Here is a 22236-nt window from a genome sequence, read left to right on the forward strand (position 1 = left end):
AACCTCCAACGATACGATTTTGCCGCCACCCCACCGAGTATGAGCTACGAATGACGTTTGAGCCAACTGCTCGTCCGCGACGGCTCCGTACCGATGGTGTGCGGCCGCTTGTTCGAGAGACGACGCTGAGTGCTAACGATCTGATTGCGCCCATCTTTGTCGATGAAACAACCGATAAACGCGTGCCGATCGACTCGATGCCCGGACACGACAGAGTGCCGGTCGAACAGGCCGTCGATCGGGTCAAAGAGATCACCGAAACCGGTGTCTCAGCGATTATGGTGTTTGGAATCCCTGATACGAAAGATGCGCGTGGAACTGGTGCATACGCTGAAGATGGGGTTGTCCAACGCGCAATGCGTGCAATCAGTCAGGAAACGGATGTCTATCTTATTGGAGACGTCTGTCTCTGTGAGTACACCGATCACGGTCACTGTGGTGTCGTTGAACCACACGCACACAACGACCCGACACTGACAGTCAAAAACGACGAGACACTCGAACTGCTTGCGAAGACTGCCGTCTCACAAGCAGCGGCAGGTGCAGATATGATTGCGCCATCCTCTATGACCGACGGAATGGTCGGTGCAATCAGAGCCGGGCTTGACGAAGCTGGCTTTTCTCACATTCCGGTGATGAGCTACGCTGCGAAGTACGAGTCCGCCTTCTACGGGCCGTTCCGTGACGCTGCAGATGGTGCACCATCGTTTGGCGATCGAAGACACTACCAAATGGACCCTGCAAACGCCCGAGAAGCGCTTCGAGAGGTTCAAATCGATGTTGAAGAAGGTGCAGATGTGCTCATGGTCAAGCCTGCACTTCCATATCTGGACATTGTTCGTGATCTCCGAACGGAGTTTGATCAGCCGATCGCCGCCTACAACGTCTCGGGCGAGTATGCAATGCTGCACGCGGCCGGTGAGAAGGGCTGGCTTGACGTCGAAGAAACAGCCTATGAATCCCTGTTATCTATCAAACGGGCAGGAGCCGACCTCATCTTGACATACTTCACAGAACAGTTAGCCGATCGCCTCTAACGCCCGGTTAGTCTTCGGTTTTTGTGATATCGAGATCCTCAACATCACCGTGGTAGAGTTTTGCGCCATCTTGAGCAACTTGCCGTGCAAGCACTGCACACTTAACTCGCATCGGTGAAATCGTCACCCCAAGCATTTCTGTAATATCATCAGTGTCGAGGTCATGTAGCTCATCAAGCGACATTCCTTGCAGTCGCTCCGAAAGCATGCTTGCGGAGGCCTGTGAAATCGCACAGCCATCGCCGCTGAAAGTAACGTATTCGATCGTCTCTTCATCGTCATCGAGCTGTACATCAATTTTGATCGTATCGCCACAGGAGGGGTTCTCCCCTACGTGTGTGAAGGTTGGATCCTCCATCTCCCCGTAATTTCGAGGGCTTTTGTAGTGGTCGAGGATCTGCTGACGATACATATCAGAGCCGAGTCCCATTGGTACGGTATATGGGAGTCTGCTGCAAAAGGATTCCGGGGTCTTAGTGTTATGCGAACAGCTGTCGGGCAGCATCAACCGCTTCGACGAGCCGATCGATTTCGTCGGTCGTATTGTAGATGTAGAACGAAGCACGAGCGGATGCGGGTGCACCAAGCTTGTCGTGGAGCGGCTGCGTACAGTGGTCGCCAGCACGGATAGCGACTGCATAATCGTTGAGAATACTTGAGAGGTCGTGCGCGTGAACGCCATCAACGTTGAACGCGACAAGTCCTCCACGATCGTCTCCCGGTGGGCCGTAGATCGTTACATCATCATACGCCGAGAGTTCATCATATGCATACTCCGCGAGGAGTTCCTCATGTTTTTGAACGTTCTCCATGCCAATGTCGTCGAGATAGTCGATCGCCGCATGGAGTGCAATTCCTTGTTCGATAACGGGCGTTCCAGCCTCGAACTTCCACGGCAGATCTTCCCATGTTGAATCCTCATACGTGACGCTGCGGATCATCTCGCCACCGTACAGGTACGGGTTCATTGCCTCAAGGATCTCTTCTTTCCCGTAGAGAACGCCAATCCCCGTCGGACCAAGCATCTTGTGCCCTGAGAAGGCATAGAAATCCGCATCGATCGCCTTCACGTCAACCGGCCGAGTCGGGACGGCTTGGGCACCGTCAATGAATGCAAACGCATCGTGTTCGTGTGCAAGATCACAGAGATCACCGACCGGATTGACTGTGCCAAGCGTATTTGAGACATGCACCGCAGATACCATCCGTGTACTGTCGTCGATGAGTTCGGCTGCGTGATCCATGTCCAGTCGGCCTTCATCGTCAATCTGAATATATCGAATCTCAGCGCCGGTTCGCTTACAGATCTGCTGCCAGGTGACGAGCGAGGCATGGTGTTCCATCTCGGTTGCAACCACCGAGTCACCAGGTCCGAGCGCTTCAAGCCCCCACGCGTAGGCGACGAGGTTCATCGCTTCGGTGGTGTTTTTGGTAAACACAATCTCTTCGCGCCCGTTTGCATTGATGAACGCCGCGACGCGGTCGTGTGCCTCCTCGTATGCAACAGATGCCTCCTGACTCAGTTGATGAATTCCACGGTGAACGTTTGCGTTGTACCCGTAGTAGTAGTCAACGATCGCGTCAACAACCTGTGTTGGCGTCTGACTTGTGGCACCGTTATCCAGATAGACAAGCGGTTCAGTGTCGTTTTCGCTTTCGCCAGCAACGGTAACATCACCCCCGACTTTCCGTGAGAGGATCGGAAAGTCTTGCCGGATCGACTCAACGTCGATCGGATACGTCTGTTGGGTACTCATTACCAGAAAAGACGGGCTCAAAGGCTAACATCCCTTCGATCCAGACAGCAAAACGAAACCAATTACAGTTTCGACACTCACATCCACATGAGCTGTGCATGGAGTGTGCCATCAATCTCAAGCACGCGATTGGGGTCGATGATTCCCTCCTCGATTGCTGCGGTGACCGCTTGCTCGCCAACAATATTTGCAACGGCTGCACGTCGAAGCCCGTCCATTGCCTCGGAGACATCGACATTTTCTGCTTCGTCACCGCCGTAGAAACCCTCATTCACAGTGAGCGTCAGCTCATCCTCCGCGAACGTCTCACCAAGGCAGTCACGATCGCAGAGTGAAACCAACAATCCCTTCGGTGTTTCGCGTTCACGTAGGAGCATTCATATGGCAGTATTGACCGCAGATAGTTGCATGTGTCGATCGAAACGAGCGCGACCGTTACTGGCCCCGACCGTGTTCGTTGATGAGTTGCTCTTCGGCGTCAGCACGTAGCTCTTCGGCCTGGTCTTGGATAGTTTCCGCTTCTTCGTAGCGGCCGAGTTCTTCGAGGGCGATCGCTTTTTCCTCAAGGACGCCTGCGTTTCGCATTCCAAGTCGAATTGCGTTATCAAAGGCGTTGACGGCATCTTCGTGCAGCCCTCGTTCTGAGAGGAAGAAGCCACGGTTGTACCACGCCTGCGGAGATCGTGGATCGATCTCAACCGCCCGCTCTGCATGATGCAGCGCATCTTCGGCCTCACCGAACTCCCAGAGTGCATATGCAAGGTTTGTTTCCGCACTCGCGGCATACTCCGAATCATCGTCAATTCGAAGTGCTTCCCGGTAGGCACCGATCGCCTCATCGTACTCTTCTAATTCCGCGTGTGCAACGCCTTTGTTGACCCATGCTTCTTGGGCTTCGTGTGAGTCTTCGTCGGCGAAGCGGGCCGCTCGCTCAAACGTCTCTGTTGCCTCCTCAAATCGATTGATTCCCATGTATGAGAGCCCAACATCAATGAGCGTCTCAACATCGACACTATCGGTATTGATGTTTCGTTGATCGAGGATATCAGTCAATACACGAGAGTCAACGGGATCGACTTTCGTTGGATCAACTTTCAGCTCAGGCGGATCAAGCGTGAACTCATCGTAGTCGTCATCAACGCCTTGGCCCTCCGAAAACCGGTGGCGACGCTCTCGATCGTCAGTCATAGCCACAGATAGCGCGGCTGGTCGGGTAAGCGTTACGTCGTTCGATGAGAATGTCTCGCGTATGCGCTGTTTTGTTGCGATCGATCTCCCTGAAACGTTGCGGGAACGATTTGTAGCGCTGCAGTCACAGCTTCCAAAGACACCAAATGTTCGCCCGGTTGATCCGGACAACGCACATCTCACGCTGAAATTCCTTGGAGAGGTTGACGGAACTGAAGCGCGGGAAAAAGAGATTGCGGCTGCGATCGAAACCGCAGTTGAAACCGCAGCGGTTGGCCCATTTGATTGTTCGATCGGCGGAGTCGGTGTCTTTCCAAGCCCGGAGTATATTTCAGTAATCTGGACTGGCGTCGAGAATGCAGTTGCAGCCGAGCGGTTGTCCAGACTGCACGCTGCGATCGAGCAAGAAACCACCGCGATCGGTGTTCAACCGAACGAACGAGAGTTTACGCCACATGTGACGCTTGCACGAATGTCAGATCCACGTGGGAAGTCAGCGGTTCAAGCACTGCAGGGGAGTGATGTTTCGGTGGGATCGTTTCGAGTGAAGCAAATCAAATTGAAAGAAAGTGTGGTGACAGACAGTGGCCCGGTGTATGAGACAAGGGAGTCAGTTGCACTCTGAGCGGTTAGGATTTTTATACAGGCAAGAGAGGCGGGGAATCATTAAGTACTCGGCGCGTCCCTATCGGGACAATGGCTGAGGAACCGGATGGCGGAATGCTGTCATGGGATGAGACGGTGTTTCGAAATGAGCACGTTTTCGAGATTGATCACCTTCCAGAAACGTTCCGTCACCGTGAAACGCAGTTAGAGAGCCTCAAATACACGCTTCGTCCTGCAGTTCGTGGCTCTCGACCGCTGAACTCGATCGTTCGCGGTCCGCCAGGGACTGGGAAGACAACGGCAGTGCAGAAACTCTTTGGTGAACTTGACTCACAAAGCGGTGTCCGAACTGTTCACGTCAATTGCCAAGTTGATTCAACTCGATATGCCGTTTTCTCCCGGCTGTTCGAAGAGATGTTTGACTACGAGCCACCATCATCTGGAATCTCATTTAAGAAGCTGTTCGGGCAGGTTGCCGATCGACTGGTCGAAGAAGATGAAGTACTCATCGTTGCACTGGATGATGCGAACTATCTGTTCTATGAAAATGAGGCCTCTGACTCGCTGTATTCGCTTCTTCGCGCACATGAGGTACATACCGGTGCACGTATTGGCGTGATTATCATCTCATCAGATCTCTCATTAGACGTGATGGATGAGTTGGACACACGTGTCCAGAGCGTCTTCCGTCCCGAAGAGATCTACTTCCCCGTGTATGACGTAAACGAAGTTGTAGACATTCTTCGTGAGCGTGCCCGTCGAGGATTCCATGACGGTGTCCTTGGAACCGTTGAACTCGATCGGATTGCAGAGCTCACTGCGGAAAGTGGAGACCTCCGTGTTGGGATTGACCTGATGCGACGGGCAGGGCTGCAAGCAGAAATGCGTGCATCTCGGACGATCGCGATCGAGGATGTTGAAAACGCCTATGATAAATCAAAATATGTCCATCTTTCACGGCGGCTCCGTGGACTTTCGGACTCCGAAGAAGCACTGCTTGCAGTGCTTGCAGAACACGATGGAAAACTAGCCGGTGAAGTGTATGATGCATTCTACGAAAAAACAGGGTTAGGCTATACGCGATACTCCGAGATTATCAATAAACTCGATCAACTCGGTATTATTGCTGCGGAGTATGCGGAGGTTGATGGCCGTGGTCGGTCTCGCGCGCTCACATTGTTGTATGATCCACAAGCGGTGCTCGATCGATTGAAATAACAGCAGGTCTCGAACTGAATGACATCGATTTTTTGGTGCTGCTCACAGAGCGTAGTGCATGAAGACTGAGGGCGGGACCACAGAACAAAAACGACGAGCAGGTGAGGCTGCTGCAGCGCACGTTGAGGATGGGATGGTTGTTGGGCTTGGAACCGGGAGCACAGCCGCACACGCGATTCGAGCGCTTGGGTCGACCGTCGATGGTGGATGTGAGATACATGGGGTTGCAACATCGTTCGCGTCGAAAATGCTCGCACGAGAGGTCGGGATTCCACTGCGGTCATTAGACACCGTTGAGGAGCTAGACCTGACGATTGACGGTGCAGATCAGGTAGTGACAGAAACAGGAGCGTGTATAAAAGGTGGTGGTGCGGCCCATGCTCGAGAAAAGATTGTTGCCTCCATCTCATCGGAGCTGTTCATTGTTGCGGACCCATCAAAAGTGACCGAGACGCTGGATCGATCGGTACCAATCGAGGTCCTTCCAGCCGCTCGAACGTCGGTCACAGCAGCACTTACAAAACACGGTGGAACAGCAACGCTTCGAGAAGCGACAAAAAAGGATGGTCCGGTAGTCACCGACAATGGAAATTTTGTGCTTGACTGCTCGTTTGGGGCAATTGGAGGGCCTCGATCGCTTGGAGAAACACTGTCATCAATTCCTGGAGTCGTCGAACACGGGCTATTCACTGGGCTCGCAACGGCAGTGTACGTTGGCACCGCTAAAGATGTTACGTGCTACGAAATCGACCGGTAAGCGGCATGGGGCCGCTCAGCGGTCAAATAGTTAAAAGTGGTTGATACCGGGGGTTACAGGTCGCGCGGCTGAACCGTTTTCCGGTCGTTTTCTTCTGCACGTCGTGCAGCATCTTCGAGCAGTTCTGCAACTTCCTCATCGAGCGCGTCGTAGAAGTCTGAAGCAACGTTTTTGTCTGCGAGCGCTTCTTTGACGGCTGCTTTGACGATAAGATCTGCCATGCAGTCGCTCGTACTAAGTCCTTATTAATAAGGGTTCCCATCCGAAACGCGTGAAACACCCGTAGACGGCCGTTTCGGCCCATATCTACCGCCACATTTATATATCGATCTACATTCGAAGGGGGAATCGTACACAAAAAAGACTGATCGGAAGGTTCGAGAGTGTCCTTTACTTGCGTATTGATATGCAGAAGACGTTACGCGCGCTTGCTGATGGTGAGCTGACTGTCGAAGAGGCAGAGGCAAAACTCTCAGGCTATGCGACAACCGATGCTGGACGTTTTGATGCCGTCCGTGAAACCCGCCGCGGCATACCGGAAGCCATTCTTTCAGACGGAAAAGCAACAGAAGAGATTATCTCACTCACTCAGACCGCACTGAATACAACCGATCGTGCGATCATCACACGTATTGATGAGACAGAGGCAACAATGCTCAAAAATGCAGTTGACGACACAACGATCATTTCACACGACAAGCGGGCACGGACGGTAATTATGCACTCTTCGGAGTTCAAGCAGCCGACAGTTGAGGCAGCTGTCGCGATTGTCACTGGTGGAACCGCAGACCTTCCTGTTGCAGGAGAAGCAAAAGCGATTACAGAGGCGATCGGGATTGAGACAACGCTCATCACGGATGTCGGGGTTGCAAATCTCACACGAATGGTCGACCAACTGGACAGAATCAAACAAGCAGATGTTGTGATTGTGGCTGCTGGACGAGAGGGCGCACTCCCAACCGTCGTTGCAGGGTTAGTGGACGCCCCCGTGATCGGGCTTCCGACATCGATCGGCTACGGCGCAGGAGGGAAGGGAGAGGCTGCGTTATATGGAATGCTTCAATCGTGCACTGTGTTAACAACAGTTAATATTGATGCTGGATTTACTGCTGGTGCACAGGCAGGGTTGATTGCCCGTCGTATTGCAGGCGATCGATAATAGCCGACAGTTGGATACCATCCAATATTTATCGGGAGAAACTGCAGTGAGCCGATAGAGGAAGAGTATTTGAGAGTCCAGCGCGTACACAGAATGCCGGCAGCGGTGGATGCCGGTCCAACGAATGCCAAGTTGTGACCATTGCGGGTCGCATGTTTCGGACCGCTTCGCACGCGTGTTCGCTGATGAGTATGGGCAACTTAATGCGTGCCCTTCTTGCTCGGCTAATGCGGGGATTGCAGAGGCGGCACGGGACAGGTCCCGTCTACAAAACCTGTAATCGGGACGATCGGCCGGTACACACACAATCTGTGGCTATCTCGATTGCCTCTCGTCTATCACAGTAATCGACGTGGCCGTTGTGGAGTGGCCGAACATGGTCGTTCCATCGACCCGGATTTTTTGCGATACGGTGCAAAGTGACTAGCGTGCACTACGTGTATATTCTTCATTGCAACGATGGTAGCTACTACACTGGATACACGACAGATCCAGCCCGCCGTCTCAAAGAGCACAACGACGGGGTTGGTGCAAAATACACTCGCGGACGAGTCCCGGTTTCGATCGTTCACCTCGAATCCTACGGCGATCGATCAACCGCAATGAGCCGAGAGTACGAAATTAAACAATTACGAAGGGCGAAGAAAGAAAAGCTAGTTGCAAACAGCGAGACGCCTACGGTCTCGGATTGAGTCGTTCTGCCTCTTCGAGAACCTGTTGTGTCATCTTCTCAATTCGCGCGGTGATATCCGAATCAGCCACAACCCCGTTTTCGACTTTCCGTGATGCGCCACGAATGCCGACTTGCTGTGGGACAACCCAGCCATGAACGCCACGAACCGTGCTTCGCATGTGTTCAAGCGTCGCCCCGTAGGAGCCTCCACCAGCGGTTGCAAGCAATCCAACGGCTGTATTCTCATACTCGTCCCACCCGCAGTAGTCGTGGAAATTCCTGAATGTTGACGAGTATGATCCATGATACACCGGTGAGCCGAGAAGTACGCCATCTGCCTCCAGAACGCGTTGGCAAAGCGCGGCAGAGTCTCCTTGTTCATTTTCATCGGGATGATATAGTGGAAGGTTAACAGCACCGAGATGAAGAAGATCGGTTTCTGCACCGCGTTCATCAGCGAATGAAAGCCCGTGTTGGAGAGCTGCCCGAGTAGTGCTGTTTTCGCGGCGACTACCGCTCACAGCGAGGATTCGTACCATACACTCCGTCAGATCCGGATATGAAAAAAGACACCGAGTTTTGCGATGTGCATACTATTTTTTGAATTCGGAGTCATGAGTGTACGTATGGATGCCATCTCTTTTGGAACCGACGGCTGGCGAGCAACGCTTGACACATTCACAGACGATCGAGTCCGAGTCGTTGGCCAAGCAGTAGCCAACCATCTGCAAGCGGAGGATGACGAGCGGCCGGTGTTTATCGGCTATGACGCACGTGAAACGTCGGAAGGGTTTGCAGAAAGCCTCGCTGAGGTTCTTTCTGGGAATGGATTCGATGTGTTGTTGCCGGAACGTGACTGTCCAACACCGGTTGCAGCCTACGCAATTGTTGACCGAAACCTCGCAGGGGCGCTCATGGTCACCGCTTCGCATAATCCACCGGAGTATAACGGTGTGAAGTTCATTCCGGATGATGGGGCACCAGCACTGCCTGACGTTACCGAGTCGATCGAATCCCGACTTGAAGAGCCGACATCCGTTGCTGAAGCAGAACGTGGATCAATCAATCGAGTAGAACCGGTTAGTGCACATGCAGCACATGCACAAGACCTCGTTTCGGAGTATTTCGGTGATGTAGACCTCTCCGATGTGACGGTGGTGTACGATGCAATCCACGGAAGCGGCCGCGGAGTCACTGACAAACTGCTGGAAGCGGCGGGCGCAACCGTCGTCACTCGTCGTGTTGATCGAGATGTGACGTTTGGTGGTGGCTCACCCGAACCGAGCGCAGAGAATCTTGAAGGACTCGTTGAAGCCGTCCAAGCGCATGGTGCAGACCTCGGCGTTGCAAACGATGGTGATGCCGACCGGATCGCACTATGTACGCCAGAGCGTGGCTATCTTGATGAGAACCTGTTCTTTGCAGCGTTGTATGAGGCGCTCTTAGAGAGCAACGGAACCGAAGAATCAGGATCGAACAATGTTGTACGGACGGTTTCAACAACATTCCTTCTCGATCGAATTGCTGATGCACACGGTGAATCTGTGACAGAAGTTCCCGTTGGATTCAAATGGGTCGCACAAGGGATGGATGACCCGAGTGTGATCGTCGGTGGTGAGGAGTCTGGTGGTTTCTCTGTCCGTGGTCATCTACGGGAGAAAGATGGTGTACTAATGGCACTTGTTGCTGCGGCGATTGCGGCTGAGCAACCGTTCGATGAGCGGCTGGACGCAATTGCGGAGACCTATGGCGAGATTCACGCAGACAAAATCAGTGTTGCGTGTCCAGATGCAAAGAAACAGCTCGTTCTTGACGCACTTGAAGATGTGCTTCCGGAAACCGTTGCTGGAGAGGAGATTGATTCGATCGTTACGAAAGATGGATTTAAACTCCTGTTGGCTGATGGCTCGTGGTTACTTGTTCGACCAAGCGGGACCGAACCAAAACTTCGCGTCTATGCAGAAGCATCCAGTATCGATCGGTTAAAAACGGTTCTTGAGGCAGGAAAACAGCTGGTTGAGCCGGTTGTGAACGCACAGATATAGCTGAGACACGACCGCGTTTTTCCCCGGTAAATCGGGTGCCTTTTTACGCAGCGATTACGTAGCAAAATTCATATGTTCAAGGCCATCGTGAGCGCGTCAACACTCCGTAATGCGCTCGATTCCGTGAGTGTGCTGGTCGATGAGTGTAAGATCCGATTAAATGAAGATGAGTTTGGAGTTCGCGCAGTCGATCCAGCAAATGTCGGGATGGTTGATCTAACCCTCGAAGCCGCGGCGTTTGAGTCGTATGAGGCCGATGGTGGCGTTATTGGCGTCAACCTCAACCGTTTAGAAGATATTGCAGGAATGGCTGGCTCGGGCGATCTCATCCATCTCGAACTTGATGAGGAGACACGAAAGCTCCATATTCAAGTCGAAGGACTCTCATATACACTTGCGCTCATTGACCCGGATTCGATCCGACAGGAACCCGATATTCCACAGCTTGATCTGCCAGCATCGGTTGTCATTGAAGGTGCACAGCTCAATCGCGGGATCAAAGCCGCAGATATGGTATCAGATCATATTGCACTTCGCGTGGATGAGGCAGAAGAAGCATTCTACATCGAAGCACAAGGGGACACAGACGATGTCGATCTGAAGCTCGAGCGTGAAGATATGATCGATATCACGGTTGGCGCTGCAGATTCGCTCTTTTCGCTTGATTACCTCAAAGACATGAACAAAGCGATACCAAAAGATGCAGAAGTGACGATCGACCTTGGCGAGGAGTTCCCTGTCAAACTCCACTATGAGTTTGCGGAAGGCCTTGGCCACGTCACCTACATGCTCGCACCACGTATTCAGAGCGACTAACGACAGGCCTCGTTGCAACTATTTTCCAGACAGTCACGCTTGCAGAGTACTCACCATAACTGAAAGTAGAACTAAACAGGTGGCTGTGGTATCACCGTTTCCATGACTACCACCGTGACTGCGTCAGATGTCGGAAAGCGTGTTGTAAATGCCGACAGAGAGACAGTTGGCTACGTTGTCGCAGTCGAAGATGGGACCGTATATATTGATCCGGATGCAAGTCTCACCGATCGGCTCCTCTCAAAACGTGGATGGACCGATCAAAGTAACGACGAGTATGCACTCCAAGCGGCTGCAATTACAGAGATCACAGCAGACGTGGTCCATCTCGCGAGGGTGTGATCATGTCTGTTGGTGCCGCAGTCGCGTTCGGACTCATGCCGTTGCAGAGTGGCTTTCTGTGGTATGCGATCGTCTTTTTTGTATTAGCGATCGTTGCCGCAGCGGTCGGGTTCAGTGGTGTTGCAGGCATTACAATGGAGATTGCGCGTATCTTCGTGTTGATTTTCCTCGTGCTTGCAGTGTTGAGCCTCCTGTTATGAGAGCCCCGTTTGTTCCCGACTCGTTCCGGCTATGACCGCAATCAGGGTCGGGACGAGAAGCACGGCTCCAAACACAAACGGTGTCCAGCCCGCAACAAAGGCGTAAAGAAACGCCATCAGTGGTGGGCCAATAGTTCGACCTAGGCTTCCAGCACCCTGTGTAACACCAAAAGCAGTTCCCTGTCGTTCAGCACTGCTTGAGAGCGACACGAGCGTTGAGAGCGCGACATTAAGCAACCCATTACCGAATGAGAGTCCGGCAAGGACAACAAGGAGTGCAATCAGTTCAGGTGTGAACCACGGAGCGATCGAATTGAGTCGTGCAAACTCACCACTGGCAAGTGGGGCAAGAGGAAGTGTCGCAAGGGCAAGAGCAAGCGACGTTCCACCAATAACGGCGATCCGAAGCGGCGAAATACGTTTTGCGAGTTTTCCAACAATGATTCCCTGATTAAGGACACCAAGAACACCAATATATGACAACAAGAGTGCAGTCTGTGCGGCAGTATAGCCGTAGCTGTCTGCTGCGAACGGGATGAACATTACTTGGACGCCGGAGAACGCAACAGAGAGCAAAAAGAACGCCACAACAAGTCCACGGAGCCGTTCATTACGGAGGGCACTCACAAACTGGCCGACAAGTGTTTCCGAGGTGTCGTTACTTCGATCGCGATCAGGCTCCTCTAAGAACATCGCTGCGCACAGGAGGCTCAGTAAACTCAGTGCAGCTGCCGCAAAGCTTGGGAGCGAATACGGCGTTGTCGGAATAACATCGGGGAGGAGCGTATCTGCAGTCGAAACGACCGCCTCGCTTGCGAAGAATCCACCAATCGCAGGGCCAAAAATAAAGCCAAGACCAAAGGCTGCGCCAATGAGGCCAAGCGCACCAGCACGCTCTTTGGGTGCAGTAATGTCTGCGATATATGCTTGTGCAGCCGCGATGTTGCCACCCATAGCCCCAGCGACCAGCCGAGCAAGAAACAAGGTTGTGATCGCCGCGGTGGTCCCGAAGAGAACATCAATCTGGCCGGCAAGTCCAAAAATAACCCAGGCGATCGTGGCTCCGAAAAGCGAGAGCATGAGAACTGGACGCCGCCCACGCGAATCGGAGATCCGCCCGAGTGTTGGCGCAGCAACAAACTGTGCGATCGAGTAGGATGCCGCAAGCAACCCAATAAAGAGATCGCTCACGCCAAAGCTTCGGACATAAAACGGGAGGATCGGAATAATGACGCCAAATCCAAGCAGATCGATGAAAACAATCAGCAAAACGGTCCACAACGCCCGTTTTGGGTTCTCAATGGTGGTGTCATCGCCGGCTGGAACCGTTGCGTTGGCACCAGTTGCAGCACGGGGGAGAGCCATACAGTATAACAGAGATCGAACAGCCTAACTGTGTGGTGCGGTTTGTGCTATCTCGATCGGTCAATTACGGCTTTTGCCTCTTGGGCGGCCTGTTTCCAGCCGTAGCCAGCCTCATAGACGTGGCGCTTCCCCTCGACAAGCGCTTCCGGAGACGGCTCCTCAAACCCGCCACGGGCCCATGTTCCACTTGAGTGAAGCCAATTAACGACATTCTCACGAGTTTCGGGCCATGAGAGACCAACCATCTCGTACCATGCAATCATTGCAAACACCGCATGGTCGTGACAGCCGGGGACGCTCCCGTATTCATACAGTGTCCGCATTGGCTCGTTTGTTGGCTCGGAGACGAGTTCTTTGTACTCGGCTGCGGTCAGTAGCCGAAGCGTTCCGTCGTTGTCTTGCTCAACCCTTCGATCGCGTTTGAGTGTCTCTAATGCGCCTTTGTGTCGATCGCTCCAGTCGCTATGGACCTCCGTTCTGAGCGCGGCTTCCGTGATCTCGTCCGTTGTAAGCACAGCAATGATGTCTGTGTAGGCGTTCTCGATTTCGGGCCACGGTGTCCCCTCAAACCGACAGGAGGCGTCGTGGAGGCTGTTTGTGGTCCGACAACCAGGACACGGGTAGTGAAATCGCGGCACGATCGAACAGTAGTTGCCGATCCGCTAAGAGTTGTGCGGTTCTGTTTGCACGAAGACGGACCGTCGTGCTTATTCAACTCGCCTCAAAACTGAAACTGATGAACTCGCTTCACGCCCGCTACCCGTTCTTTGAGGCGGCCCGTGATGCTGTCCGGGACGCAGACGTAGACCTCTCTGAACTGATTGCAGCTGAGGATCCCGCAGTTGAGAGAGCACACGAGCGTGTGAGGCGATCGCTGCTTGAAGGAACCGCACGATCTGAAACGCCCGACGCATGGACAGAGACACAAGAGCTGCTTTCATATCCGGTCGCACGAATCCTTGTGTCGCTCCTTAATTCAGCCCCAGCGATTGAAAAATATGCACAAGCGGAAGCAAAAACGGCAATCGATCGGCTTCAGACCGATATCGAAGCCGATGATGATGAACTCCGGAGTACGAGCACAGTCCGTCTCGATCGTAAGAGGCTGCTTCGTGAGTTGGGCCTCTCTGCAGTCATTGTCCCTGAACCAACAACTGGACCGCGAGAGCCAGCCTGGTTCCGAATTGATGTTGGTCCATATCTTGAGCTGTCTTCTAGCACATGGAGAGAGAAATGGAAACTTGTCAATCGTGAGCTCGTAGACGGGCAGGTCAGAGTTGAACGGCACGAGTTACAGAAACTGCTTCAAAAAGCCGTAACAAATCAAGTACAAGCAGGGCTGCCATTCGAAGGGCTGGAAAATAATCCGATTAGCGACGCACTCGAAGCGGAGTTAGCAGATCTCAACCGGTTGCTCTCACAGCGCAGTACAGTTGGGGCAATCGATTTCGTCGCCCGAGAGCTCTTTCCACCGTGTATCGAAAATCTGTTACAGAAAGCGGAGAATGAGACACAGCTTATCCCGGTTGAAAGCTTTACACTCATGGCATTTCTAACAGGGATTGGAATGGATGCCGATGAGATTGTTGCGTTCTGTGACGCATCTTCACTTGATCCGGAAGGCATCAGATATCAGATCGAGTATCTCAAAGATGACCGAGGCACACAGTACCCACCGCCATCGTGTGAAACGCTCAATACATATGGGATCTGCCACAACGAAGACGAACATTGGAAACAGGCCGGTGATCCACTCACCTATTACAAAAAACAGGTTGAGCAACGGCGCGACGATGTGACTGATTGGCGGGAGACACGATCATAGGCGCTAGGCGAAGACAAGTGTATATGAGCCAACCGTCAGACCGACGATGATGACGTAGTTGAGGACGGTTGAGGTGAGCGCCCAAAAGAGAAGCCTGCCAATTGGGTATGAGGCCATACCAGCAGGGATACAAATAAAGCTCCCAAGATATGGAACGAGGTTCGTAATGAAGATTCCAGCACCGCTATAGGTCTCAAACCAGTAGTCCGCCTGTGCAAGTTGCTTTTCTGTTGGATTACTGTATGGAAGTGCGTCGATTGCCTCAAAGCCACGCTGCCGGGAAAGCAGATAAATAACGAGTTGCCCACAGACGTAGCCGACAGATGCAACAGTAATGCTCACAACGATATGTCTCCGGTCAGTCGAGACCGCGAGTATGTATCCTGGTAAAAAGACACTTGTTGGGAGCGGTTTGCCGATGATCGCTCCTTTACAAACGAACAGGAGAAAGAGCGCCGGAAGTCCAACAGCAAGGAGCAGTGAGAACGCGCCATCAATGAGTGGGTCAAACATACAACGAGCCTCGTCGTGCTCGGTCCAATAACGTTACTTTCGTGAGAGGTAGGCGCCGAGAATTGCCATCAAAAGGACAAAGCCAACAAGCGCCCCAACCATTGCGAGTGCGCCGTCTGCAGAGAGTCCATCAGCGCCGTTCTCCGCCGCACCGATCGCCAACAGTGCAGCCAAAAAGATACCAGCCGCACCCATAGAAACACCGATCTGTCGGAGGAGCTCCGCATCGAATTCCATGCTCAGCCGTCCGTTCGCGCAGGTCAAAAGAACTTCGAAACGCGGGAGTGCCAATTAGCGACCGTATTGATAACAGATACTGGGCGGGAGAGATGACCTCATACAGTCAGGGAACATAGGTACAAACATGAATACAGCAGCAACACGTGGGCTCGAGACGGTGTGGGAGTTGCGGCATGAAGTGCCCGAAAATGCGCTCCCAAGCCGAATGCAGAAAGCATTGCGAGAGCCAATGCAGATCCGCCGGTTTGGTGAGGACCGGTTCATTGTTGAGACGACTGGCGGAACGTACGTCGTTGATCCAGATGCTGAAACCTGTACGTGTGCAGATGCAGCAATTCGATCGACAAAATGCAAACACCAACATCGCGTGCAATGGGAGCTTGTGTATGGGACCCTGCAAACAGCCGATCGATTTTGTGCTGTCTGTGCAGCACCGATCGAGGACAACAGCCAGCCGGGCCTTTGTAAAGACCACCACCCTGACAGCGGTGAGTTTGTTCGCGATCGAGAGACCAACGCCACGTTAATTGTCATCGCAATAACACCGTTTCGGGCAGATGTGTACCAAACAGCGGATGGGACACCGATCGCCGCCTACCCATCAAATGCAGCCTACGGAGATCACGAGCCGGTTATTCTTGCGACCTATGCGCGATCAGTTGGGCCGAACCAGTCAATTGAGGATGCACCACGATATGGGTTTCCGGCGTCACGCATCCAGCGTTTTAGTGACGCGCGCCGAGCAATGCGGTATCCGGGCGTGGGTTACGAATCGTCGCGCTCTTCGTGATCGAAACATCGAGGCACAGTCACAGCGAGTCGATCGCTCCCATCCGCATGAACTTCGATTCGATCGCAAAACGTTTCATTTGCAGCTTCCCACCGAAAAACGGTGTCATCAGTATCAGGCCCACGTACCGTAATTGTATATCGGTCCTGTTGTGAGAGAATGTCAGCTTCAATGTAGGTCTCTCCCGGTGTCAGTGTAAGCCGCTCAGCATACCGAATGGTCGCATCGACGGTGCTAATTTCGACTTCGATACGCCGCTCTTCATCAGCGTGGTTGAACACATGTATGTCGATCGGTCTTGAGAGCGCGGTCTGTTGCCGAAGGCACCCACCAATACCAACGAATCCACCGCAGAGAGCAAGTACAGTCCGCCGTGACCAAATCGAAACCATATACCACAACAGCCGAGCGCTACCCACAAACCGTTTTTTCACGATTTCTGAGGAGATCAAAGCATCTCTGTCGCTTCATCAACGGTGAGCAGCCCCTGTTCGACAGCAACAAGGACATCTCTGACAGAGTGGTCGGTATCGGTTGACGCTGTTGAGAGTTCAGCAAGAGGCGTCCCCGATTCGATCGCAGTTTCTTTTTTAACTCGATAGTTACCACCGGCAGTTTGATAGAGGTCCGCAGGGTGGAAGCAGTACCACTGCTCACGGTCAAATCTCGCTGCAACCAACGGCTTCGCACCGAAGTTTTGCGCAAAATAGATGAGTGCTTCAATCTCTTCACCGGAGAGATAGATCGGTCGACCACTGCTTGCTTTTGCTTCGATCGCATAAAACGTCGACCCATCGCCCGCTAACACATCTGGCAGCTCTCGTTGCGTTGCCCCACCGCTTGCGGGTGCCCGCATGACTGCAAAGCCACGCTCATCAAGCCGGTTTACGAGCTCTCGTTCACGTCGATCGCCTTTCGAGTTCGCCACCGTTAGGACACCTCCTGAACCCGAGTTTGTGCGTGCATACCTCGCCTATCGCCGCAGCCAATAAAAGGTCGGCTATCATGAGAGTCATCAGGATGGGCGATCTCGTGGCGCATTTGGGACCGAGAGCGAGTCGATATCCGTAATAACAACCGTTCCACCTGCTGTGGAGTGGTCAATCGAGACATCCCATCCATGGCCGGTTGCGATCGAGTGAACGATAGAGAGCCCAAGTCCTGACCCAGTTTCGGAACCGGAGTAGCCAAGATCAAACACGTTTTCCTCCGGAAATCCATCGCCGTCATCTGTAACGCTGATCGTCGTCTCTGTCACTGAGACCGTAATCGAACAGTTGGTTCCAACGTGCTCAAGGCTGTTTGCAAAGAGGTTCTCAAAGAGTTGTTGGAGTCGAGGCGCATCAGCAGAGATGGTCATCTCAGGCGGGAGGTCGAAAGTAACCGTTGCTGAGCTCTGTGCACCAGTCTGCCCCCAGGCAGCGGTGAGAATAGATTGCAGAGAAACCGGTGAACGACGTGTGACCCACTCACCGCGACGAGTGAGGAATAAAATGTCATCGATGAGCGAGTCCATCCGATCGGCGGCCCGGCCTGCGGCGGCCAGTGATGAACTGTCGTCAGTTTTTGTTGCAGTGTTGACAGCACCTTGAATAATTGATAGTGGATTACGCATATCGTGCGAAATTGCGGTTGCAAACTGCTGGAGCTGTTCATTTTGCTCATGAAGCGTTGTTTCATGCTCAACTCGATCAACAGCGATCTGCACATGCATTGCTAACAGCTCAGCGAGTTCGAGATCCGCATCAGAAAACCGCTCTGGGCCTCGTCGCGCAGCCTGAAATACACCTCGTCCCCCAATAGGGACACTAAGAGCTGATTGGAAATTGTCAGTTGGCTGGGCATCTGGCTCCTCGGAAAGGTCCGCGATCAGAAACGACTCACCAGTTTGATATGTTTTGCCTGCAATCCCATCGGTAACGGTCTTTGGCTCGTTGCGAACCAATGGAATACCGGTTGATGTTGCTTTCCGTGGAAGGTACTCACCCTCTGCAATATTGATCGTGCAGATATCGAATGCAAGGATACGCTCTGCAGCTTCGATTGCCCGGTCATATACCATCTGTGGATTCGTTGCGGTCATAAACTGCTCTGCAGCGGTGTGCAGTGCACTTAACTTCTCTCGATGACGTTTAAGTTGCGCTTGCTTTTCGTGTTCAGCACGCCGGTCTTGAACAATCGCAAGTGCTGATGGGTGGCCACCATATGTGATTCCTCGCGATGTGACCGCAACAGGGACTTCAGTGTCATCGGCAGTGATAAGTGTCCGCTTGCTTCGGCGGACCTGTCTCTCACCAGTTTCAACTGGATTAATGTTTGATTGAATGGTCTCTCGATCAGACGGGTGGAACCATTCGACAATCGCGGTTCCAAGGAGCGACTCTTGTGATTCAGCAGCAGTCAGTTCAACAGCTGCGTCATTTACATATACAAATCGGCCGTCCTGACCGACAAAAACCATCATCGGGGCAAGATCCAGAATGGCTTTCGATTCCTGTTGGTTCTGTTTGAGTCGAGACTGAGTTCGGTACTGCTCAACTGCGTTGATAATCCGGTTTGCAAGGACAGTATAGTGGTCAGTACCAGTTTGTTTTTGCAGATAGTCTGTAACACCAGCTGCGATCGCGTCACTCGCAGTCTCCTCTGAGCCATGGCCGGTAAACAGAATAAACGGTGTTTCATCACCACCGCTTCGGAGGACGTGCAACAGTTCTAATCCACTCATCCCGTCCATTTCGTAATCTGAGACAATACAATCGATCGACACAGTTGGATCCGAAAGCACCGACAACCCTTCGGCTGCAGTTGTTGCACTCGTCATGATGAATCGATCGCTGTATCGAGTAAGCATTGACTCGACGATCTCCGACACCATCGGCTCATCATCGACGTGGAGAACATGGATCGTCATTTCGTCGTCGGTCATTCGTGAAAAGAGTAGGCTGTGAACTAATAAGTATTTGTTACGTTAAATAGATTTGAAAACCATCTGTGGTGTGCTGCCGCGTTATGTTCCGTGATCCCAACTGCCGAGATAGTCGATTTGCTCATCCGAGAGTGAATCATGAGACACACCCTCTGCGTCGAGTTTAATCGATGCGATCTCTTTGTCAAGGTCATCAGGAACGTCGTGCACACCGGCATCGTATGCAGCCGTATTTTCGACGAGTTCACGGACACACACTGCTTGGACACCAAACGATTGATCCATCACTTCAACCGGATGCCCAAGTGCGATCGGACTGGCAAGATTCACAAGTCGACCCTTTGCAAGGACGTTGAGCCGACGGCCATCTTCAAGTTCGTACGCATCAACGCCGTCTCGTGCTTCATACGCATCGACCGCAAGCTCGCTCAGTGCTTCAAGATCAAGCTCAATGTCGAAGTGGCCTGCGTTGGCGAGGAGGACGCCATCTTTCATTTCGGTGAAGTGCTCCTCAACAACAACGTCTCGGTTACCGGTCGTTGTGATGATTAGGTCCGCTTTGCCAGCAGCCTCGCTCATCGGCAACACGTTGTATCCTTCCATGTGTGCCTCAAGCGCCTTCCGTGGGTCAACCTCAGTGACGATCACGTTGGCGTTCTGGCCGGCAGCCTTCTTTGCGACACCTTTCCCACAGTAGCCAAAGCCTGCAACAACGACATTTTTGCCCGCATATGAGAGGTTCGTCGTCATTGCGATCGTTGCAAGCGAGGACTCACCAGTGCCGTGAACGTTGTCGAACAGCGTCTTCATCGGGGTGTCATTGACAGCGAACACCGGGTATTTGAGTGCGCCGTCGCGCTCCATCGCACGGATGCGGTGAACACCAGTTGTCGTCTCCTCACAGCCACCAATGATCGTTTCAATAAGTTCGGGGTACTCCTCGTGGATACGGAAGATCATATCACAGCCATCATCGACGGTGATCGTCGGGTTGTGGTCGATAACCGAGTCGATCGCGTCGTAGTATCCCTCATCATCGACACCACGGACAGCGTAAGAGGTGATGTTTTCGTGTGCATCCAATGCAGCACTTACATCGTCGTGTGTTGAAAGCGGATTGCAGCCGGTGATTGCGACCTCTGCCCCACCCAGTGCAAGCAGCTCGACAAGGTTTGCCGTCTTTGCTTCGACGTGCATTGCCATGCCGACGCGCTCGCCTGCAAGCGGCTGTTCGGCTTCAAACTCCGATCGAAGCGCCTGCAAAATCGGCATATGCTGAAGCGCCCAATCCATTTTCCGTCGGCCCTCTGTCTGTGCAGCCTCGACATCGTCGAGATGTTTTGAGACAGGTGGGTACGCGGTTTCACTCATAGCTACATCTTTGGGTAGTGAACCCAAAACGCTACCGAAGCAGGATATTGTTTTCAGTTGGTTGCCCGATCGACAAGCGACACTGCTGCGTCAGCGGCCTCGTCCAGAATTGACGCTTCAGCAAGCGTCTGGAGCGCCCCATCCTGCATGAGGAACTGCCCATCACAGATTGTGTGACGAACATCCGAACCACGAGCGGCATACGCAAGATGGCTTACATAGTCGTGTGCCGGTGTGAGATGTGGAGCGTCGAAATCGATCACGGCAAGGTCAGCAACACCGCCCTCTCTGAGCTGTCCACCGGGAAGTCCGATCGCCTCTGCGCCCCACGAGGTTGCCATCTGAACTGCGGACGCTGCGGCAACCGCCTCAGCGTTCCCAGTGGCAAGCTTGCCGATCATTGCTGCATCACGCATCTCATCGAAAACATCCAGATCGTTATTCGAGGCCGCACCGTCCGTGCCAAGACCAACCGTTATACCAGCGTCAATGAGCTCCTGAATTGGAGCAATTCCGCTTGCGAGCTTCATATTCGAGGCTGGACAATGAACAACGCGTGTGTCTGTCTCTGCAAGGAGTTCGATTTCGGTTGCATCCAGGTGAACACCATGTGCGAGGAACGTGTTCTCACCGAGGAGTCCAAGCTCGGATGCGTATTCGATCGGCCGCATATTTCGCTCTGTGACGATCGGCGCAACCTCATCGGTAGTCTCGTTTGCATGCAGGTGAAGGCCGATCTCTGCATCCGCCTCCGAGAGCCAGTCAGCGACTGCTTGTAGGTACGCTTCGCCAACAGTGGTCAAACTGTGTGGCATGACTGCGGTTTGGATACGGCCGTCTGCACGACCGGAAAGCGAGGCTGCAACGTCAAAACTCTCTTCGAGATCGTCCCACGCATCCGCCTCATTTTTTGCAACCGTCACAACACCGTGGCCGAGCCGAGCACGAAGCCCTGCTGTATCAACCACTGAGGCGACCTCATCCACGGCAAAGTACATATCTGCAAACGCAGTGACACCCGATCGGATCATCTCAACCGCTGCCAGTTCGGTTCCAACACGGATGTCTTCGGGCGTGAGCTCGGCCTCAACGGGCCAAATATCCTCTCTGAGCCATGCATCGAGCGGTTTATCATCGGCATAGCCACGAAGCAGTGTCATCGCCCCATGACAGTGCCCATTCACAAGCCCGGGGGTAACGAGACAACCTGAAATATCAATCATCTCAGGCGCGCTCGCATCTGGTGAGATTGATTCAATGGTTCCTGAATCCCGATCGACTACAACATTCGCCGAAATAACGTCCAACTCCGGTGTGAGAACCAACCCACCGCTGAGACAGTACGTATCCATACACGCCATTGTTTTGCAGCCGTTCTCAATGCACCGACTTTCTGTGATCACCGTCG

Annotated in this window: 28 protein-coding genes; 13 read left to right on the top strand and 15 right to left on the bottom strand. The window is 53.0% G+C overall.

Translation table 11 applies throughout. The features are described from left to right. Positions 1 to 50: 50 nt before the first annotated feature. Positions 51 to 1037 carry a porphobilinogen synthase gene (gene hemB, locus AArcSt2_RS03150; protein WP_250582847.1) on the top strand — a complete coding sequence of 329 codons (987 nt, stop codon included), beginning with the start codon at positions 51 to 53 and terminating at the stop codon, positions 1035 to 1037. A gap of 7 nt (positions 1038 to 1044) precedes the next feature. Here the strand turns inward: hemB and AArcSt2_RS03155 are convergent, their stop codons facing one another. From AArcSt2_RS03155 to AArcSt2_RS03170, 4 genes are all read right to left on the bottom strand, one after another. Beyond that, positions 1045 to 1467 carry an iron-sulfur cluster assembly scaffold protein gene (locus AArcSt2_RS03155; protein ID WP_174652550.1) on the bottom strand — a complete coding sequence of 141 codons (423 nt, stop codon included), beginning with the start codon at positions 1465 to 1467 and terminating at the stop codon, positions 1045 to 1047. A 49-nt stretch (positions 1468 to 1516) separates the two neighbouring features. Then, complete coding sequence (locus AArcSt2_RS03160) at positions 1517 to 2794, bottom strand: aminotransferase class V-fold PLP-dependent enzyme (protein WP_250582849.1); 1278 nt, start codon at positions 2792 to 2794, stop codon at positions 1517 to 1519. A gap of 77 nt (positions 2795 to 2871) precedes the next feature. After that, entirely contained in the window at positions 2872 to 3171 is a 300-nt protein-coding gene (locus tag AArcSt2_RS03165) for a DUF424 domain-containing protein (protein ID WP_174652548.1), read from the bottom strand. Positions 3172 to 3229: 58 nt separating this feature from the next. Beyond that, entirely contained in the window at positions 3230 to 3982 is a 753-nt protein-coding gene (locus AArcSt2_RS03170; RefSeq protein WP_174652547.1) for a tetratricopeptide repeat protein, read from the bottom strand. 61 nt (positions 3983 to 4043) lie between these two features. On the opposite strand from AArcSt2_RS03170, the gene thpR reads away from it, so the two are divergent. From thpR to rpiA, 3 genes are all read left to right on the top strand, one after another. After that, positions 4044 to 4607, top strand: coding sequence for an RNA 2',3'-cyclic phosphodiesterase (thpR, locus tag AArcSt2_RS03175; protein ID WP_250582851.1), 564 nt, complete (start codon positions 4044 to 4046; stop codon positions 4605 to 4607). Positions 4608 to 4678: 71 nt separating this feature from the next. Next, on the top strand, positions 4679 to 5806 hold the full coding sequence (locus AArcSt2_RS03180) for an ORC1-type DNA replication protein (RefSeq protein ID WP_174652545.1): 1128 nt from the start codon (positions 4679 to 4681) through the stop codon (positions 5804 to 5806). A gap of 58 nt (positions 5807 to 5864) precedes the next feature. Further along, positions 5865 to 6563 carry a ribose-5-phosphate isomerase RpiA gene (gene rpiA, locus AArcSt2_RS03185; protein WP_174652544.1) on the top strand — a complete coding sequence of 233 codons (699 nt, stop codon included), beginning with the start codon at positions 5865 to 5867 and terminating at the stop codon, positions 6561 to 6563. A gap of 53 nt (positions 6564 to 6616) precedes the next feature. Here rpiA and AArcSt2_RS03190 read toward each other — a convergent pair whose 3' ends face one another. After that, on the bottom strand, positions 6617 to 6784 hold the full coding sequence (locus tag AArcSt2_RS03190; protein WP_137197702.1) for a DUF1931 family protein: 168 nt from the start codon (positions 6782 to 6784) through the stop codon (positions 6617 to 6619). Positions 6785 to 6969: 185 nt separating this feature from the next. Between AArcSt2_RS03190 and larB the strand changes: the two genes are divergently transcribed. The 3 genes from larB (at position 6970) to AArcSt2_RS03200 (ending at position 8414) form a co-directional block, all read left to right on the top strand. Beyond that, the gene (gene larB / locus AArcSt2_RS03195; RefSeq protein ID WP_174652543.1) at positions 6970 to 7722 is read left to right on the top strand and encodes a nickel pincer cofactor biosynthesis protein LarB; all 753 of its coding nucleotides are present in this window, start codon (positions 6970 to 6972) and stop codon (positions 7720 to 7722) included. A 124-nt stretch (positions 7723 to 7846) separates the two neighbouring features. Then, positions 7847 to 8002: a DUF7563 family protein gene (locus AArcSt2_RS16785; RefSeq protein ID WP_425493639.1), complete on the top strand. Its 156-nt coding sequence runs from the start codon at positions 7847 to 7849 to the stop codon at positions 8000 to 8002. Between the two features lie 148 nt (positions 8003 to 8150). Next, positions 8151 to 8414, top strand: coding sequence for a GIY-YIG nuclease family protein (locus AArcSt2_RS03200; protein WP_174652542.1), 264 nt, complete (start codon positions 8151 to 8153; stop codon positions 8412 to 8414). Here AArcSt2_RS03200 and AArcSt2_RS03205 read toward each other — a convergent pair. Further along, on the bottom strand, positions 8398 to 8934 hold the full coding sequence (locus AArcSt2_RS03205) for an NADPH-dependent FMN reductase (RefSeq protein WP_250582853.1): 537 nt from the start codon (positions 8932 to 8934) through the stop codon (positions 8398 to 8400). The genes AArcSt2_RS03200 and AArcSt2_RS03205 overlap by 17 nt on opposite strands. A gap of 87 nt (positions 8935 to 9021) precedes the next feature. On the opposite strand from AArcSt2_RS03205, the gene AArcSt2_RS03210 reads away from it, so the two are divergent. The 4 genes from AArcSt2_RS03210 to AArcSt2_RS03225 all read left to right on the top strand — a co-directional run bounded on the left by AArcSt2_RS03210 (position 9022) and on the right by AArcSt2_RS03225 (position 11798). Further along, positions 9022 to 10440, top strand: coding sequence for a phosphoglucomutase/phosphomannomutase family protein (locus AArcSt2_RS03210; RefSeq protein WP_250582855.1), 1419 nt, complete (start codon positions 9022 to 9024; stop codon positions 10438 to 10440). 72 nt (positions 10441 to 10512) lie between these two features. Continuing rightward, a complete protein-coding gene (locus AArcSt2_RS03215; protein WP_174652539.1) occupies positions 10513 to 11256 on the top strand; it encodes a DNA polymerase sliding clamp in 744 nt (247 codons plus the stop codon). A 102-nt stretch (positions 11257 to 11358) separates the two neighbouring features. Continuing rightward, complete coding sequence (locus AArcSt2_RS03220; protein WP_174652538.1) at positions 11359 to 11598, top strand: PRC-barrel domain containing protein; 240 nt, start codon at positions 11359 to 11361, stop codon at positions 11596 to 11598. A 2-nt stretch (positions 11599 to 11600) separates the two neighbouring features. Continuing rightward, positions 11601 to 11798: a DUF1328 domain-containing protein gene (locus tag AArcSt2_RS03225; RefSeq protein WP_250582857.1), complete on the top strand. Its 198-nt coding sequence runs from the start codon at positions 11601 to 11603 to the stop codon at positions 11796 to 11798. Here AArcSt2_RS03225 and AArcSt2_RS03230 read toward each other — a convergent pair. Together AArcSt2_RS03230 and AArcSt2_RS03235 are read right to left on the bottom strand one after the other, a co-directional pair. Further along, complete coding sequence (locus AArcSt2_RS03230; RefSeq protein WP_250582859.1) at positions 11793 to 13163, bottom strand: MFS transporter; 1371 nt, start codon at positions 13161 to 13163, stop codon at positions 11793 to 11795. The two genes, AArcSt2_RS03225 and AArcSt2_RS03230, sit on opposite strands and share 6 nt — an antisense overlap. A 47-nt stretch (positions 13164 to 13210) precedes the next feature. Beyond that, positions 13211 to 13801 (bottom strand): DUF7474 family protein, encoded by a 591-nt coding sequence (locus AArcSt2_RS03235; protein WP_250582861.1) that lies wholly within the window; start codon positions 13799 to 13801, stop codon positions 13211 to 13213. Between the two features lie 98 nt (positions 13802 to 13899). Here AArcSt2_RS03235 and AArcSt2_RS03240 point away from each other — a divergent pair, with 98 nt between their 5' ends. Next, positions 13900 to 14988 carry a DNA primase large subunit PriL gene (locus AArcSt2_RS03240; protein ID WP_250582863.1) on the top strand — a complete coding sequence of 363 codons (1089 nt, stop codon included), beginning with the start codon at positions 13900 to 13902 and terminating at the stop codon, positions 14986 to 14988. 3 nt (positions 14989 to 14991) lie between these two features. On the opposite strand, the gene AArcSt2_RS03245 is transcribed toward AArcSt2_RS03240, so the two are convergent. Together AArcSt2_RS03245 and AArcSt2_RS03250 are read right to left on the bottom strand one after the other, a co-directional pair. Continuing rightward, positions 14992 to 15501, bottom strand: a complete 510-nt coding sequence (locus AArcSt2_RS03245) for a DedA family protein (RefSeq protein WP_174652534.1) — start codon at positions 15499 to 15501, stop codon at positions 14992 to 14994. Positions 15502 to 15534: 33 nt separating this feature from the next. Further along, positions 15535 to 15738 carry a DUF7472 family protein gene (locus AArcSt2_RS03250; protein WP_174652533.1) on the bottom strand — a complete coding sequence of 68 codons (204 nt, stop codon included), beginning with the start codon at positions 15736 to 15738 and terminating at the stop codon, positions 15535 to 15537. Between the two features lie 127 nt (positions 15739 to 15865). Here AArcSt2_RS03250 and AArcSt2_RS03255 point away from each other — a divergent pair, with 127 nt between their 5' ends. Next, complete coding sequence (locus AArcSt2_RS03255; RefSeq protein WP_250582865.1) at positions 15866 to 16531, top strand: hypothetical protein; 666 nt, start codon at positions 15866 to 15868, stop codon at positions 16529 to 16531. On the opposite strand, the gene AArcSt2_RS03260 is transcribed toward AArcSt2_RS03255, so the two are convergent. The 5 genes from AArcSt2_RS03260 to AArcSt2_RS03280 form a co-directional block, all read right to left on the bottom strand. Next, positions 16507 to 16923 (bottom strand): Ig-like domain-containing protein, encoded by a 417-nt coding sequence (locus tag AArcSt2_RS03260; protein ID WP_174652532.1) that lies wholly within the window; start codon positions 16921 to 16923, stop codon positions 16507 to 16509. The genes AArcSt2_RS03255 and AArcSt2_RS03260 overlap by 25 nt on opposite strands. A gap of 56 nt (positions 16924 to 16979) precedes the next feature. Next, positions 16980 to 17459: a Holliday junction resolvase Hjc gene (gene hjc / locus AArcSt2_RS03265; RefSeq protein ID WP_250582868.1), complete on the bottom strand. Its 480-nt coding sequence runs from the start codon at positions 17457 to 17459 to the stop codon at positions 16980 to 16982. 87 nt (positions 17460 to 17546) lie between these two features. Then, positions 17547 to 19457 carry a response regulator gene (locus tag AArcSt2_RS03270; RefSeq protein WP_250582870.1) on the bottom strand — a complete coding sequence of 637 codons (1911 nt, stop codon included), beginning with the start codon at positions 19455 to 19457 and terminating at the stop codon, positions 17547 to 17549. Between the two features lie 81 nt (positions 19458 to 19538). Next, positions 19539 to 20828 (bottom strand): adenosylhomocysteinase, encoded by a 1290-nt coding sequence (locus AArcSt2_RS03275; protein WP_250582872.1) that lies wholly within the window; start codon positions 20826 to 20828, stop codon positions 19539 to 19541. Between the two features lie 53 nt (positions 20829 to 20881). After that, the gene (locus AArcSt2_RS03280; protein ID WP_250582874.1) at positions 20882 to 22180 is read right to left on the bottom strand and encodes an amidohydrolase; all 1299 of its coding nucleotides are present in this window, start codon (positions 22178 to 22180) and stop codon (positions 20882 to 20884) included. Positions 22181 to 22236: the final 56 nt, after the last annotated feature.

Source organism: Natronocalculus amylovorans, assembly GCF_023638035.1.
Classification (GTDB): Archaea; Halobacteriota; Halobacteria; order Halobacteriales; family Haloferacaceae; genus Natronocalculus; species Natronocalculus amylovorans.

Coding starts and splice junctions, on each gene's coding strand:
- hemB (WP_250582847.1), top strand. CDS start 51: ATGACGTTTGAGCCAACTGCTCGTCCGCGACGGCTCCGTACCGATGGT.
- AArcSt2_RS03155 (WP_174652550.1), bottom strand. CDS start 1,467: ATGGGACTCGGCTCTGATATGTATCGTCAGCAGATCCTCGACCACTAC.
- AArcSt2_RS03160 (WP_250582849.1), bottom strand. CDS start 2,794: ATGAGTACCCAACAGACGTATCCGATCGACGTTGAGTCGATCCGGCAA.
- AArcSt2_RS03165 (WP_174652548.1), bottom strand. CDS start 3,171: ATGCTCCTACGTGAACGCGAAACACCGAAGGGATTGTTGGTTTCACTC.
- AArcSt2_RS03170 (WP_174652547.1), bottom strand. CDS start 3,982: ATGACTGACGATCGAGAGCGTCGCCACCGGTTTTCGGAGGGCCAAGGC.
- thpR (WP_250582851.1), top strand. CDS start 4,044: ATGCGCTGTTTTGTTGCGATCGATCTCCCTGAAACGTTGCGGGAACGA.
- AArcSt2_RS03180 (WP_174652545.1), top strand. CDS start 4,679: ATGGCTGAGGAACCGGATGGCGGAATGCTGTCATGGGATGAGACGGTG.
- rpiA (WP_174652544.1), top strand. CDS start 5,865: ATGAAGACTGAGGGCGGGACCACAGAACAAAAACGACGAGCAGGTGAG.
- AArcSt2_RS03190 (WP_137197702.1), bottom strand. CDS start 6,784: ATGGCAGATCTTATCGTCAAAGCAGCCGTCAAAGAAGCGCTCGCAGAC.
- larB (WP_174652543.1), top strand. CDS start 6,970: ATGCAGAAGACGTTACGCGCGCTTGCTGATGGTGAGCTGACTGTCGAA.
- AArcSt2_RS16785 (WP_425493639.1), top strand. CDS start 7,847: ATGCCAAGTTGTGACCATTGCGGGTCGCATGTTTCGGACCGCTTCGCA.
- AArcSt2_RS03205 (WP_250582853.1), bottom strand. CDS start 8,934: ATGGTACGAATCCTCGCTGTGAGCGGTAGTCGCCGCGAAAACAGCACT.
- AArcSt2_RS03210 (WP_250582855.1), top strand. CDS start 9,022: ATGGATGCCATCTCTTTTGGAACCGACGGCTGGCGAGCAACGCTTGAC.
- AArcSt2_RS03215 (WP_174652539.1), top strand. CDS start 10,513: ATGTTCAAGGCCATCGTGAGCGCGTCAACACTCCGTAATGCGCTCGAT.
- AArcSt2_RS03220 (WP_174652538.1), top strand. CDS start 11,359: ATGACTACCACCGTGACTGCGTCAGATGTCGGAAAGCGTGTTGTAAAT.
- AArcSt2_RS03225 (WP_250582857.1), top strand. CDS start 11,601: ATGTCTGTTGGTGCCGCAGTCGCGTTCGGACTCATGCCGTTGCAGAGT.
- AArcSt2_RS03230 (WP_250582859.1), bottom strand. CDS start 13,163: ATGGCTCTCCCCCGTGCTGCAACTGGTGCCAACGCAACGGTTCCAGCC.
- AArcSt2_RS03240 (WP_250582863.1), top strand. CDS start 13,900: ATGAACTCGCTTCACGCCCGCTACCCGTTCTTTGAGGCGGCCCGTGAT.
- AArcSt2_RS03245 (WP_174652534.1), bottom strand. CDS start 15,501: ATGTTTGACCCACTCATTGATGGCGCGTTCTCACTGCTCCTTGCTGTT.
- AArcSt2_RS03250 (WP_174652533.1), bottom strand. CDS start 15,738: ATGGAATTCGATGCGGAGCTCCTCCGACAGATCGGTGTTTCTATGGGT.
- AArcSt2_RS03255 (WP_250582865.1), top strand. CDS start 15,866: ATGAATACAGCAGCAACACGTGGGCTCGAGACGGTGTGGGAGTTGCGG.
- AArcSt2_RS03260 (WP_174652532.1), bottom strand. CDS start 16,923: ATGGTTTCGATTTGGTCACGGCGGACTGTACTTGCTCTCTGCGGTGGA.
- AArcSt2_RS03270 (WP_250582870.1), bottom strand. CDS start 19,457: ATGACCGACGACGAAATGACGATCCATGTTCTCCACGTCGATGATGAG.
- AArcSt2_RS03275 (WP_250582872.1), bottom strand. CDS start 20,828: ATGAGTGAAACCGCGTACCCACCTGTCTCAAAACATCTCGACGATGTC.
- AArcSt2_RS03280 (WP_250582874.1), bottom strand. CDS start 22,180: ATGGATACGTACTGTCTCAGCGGTGGGTTGGTTCTCACACCGGAGTTG.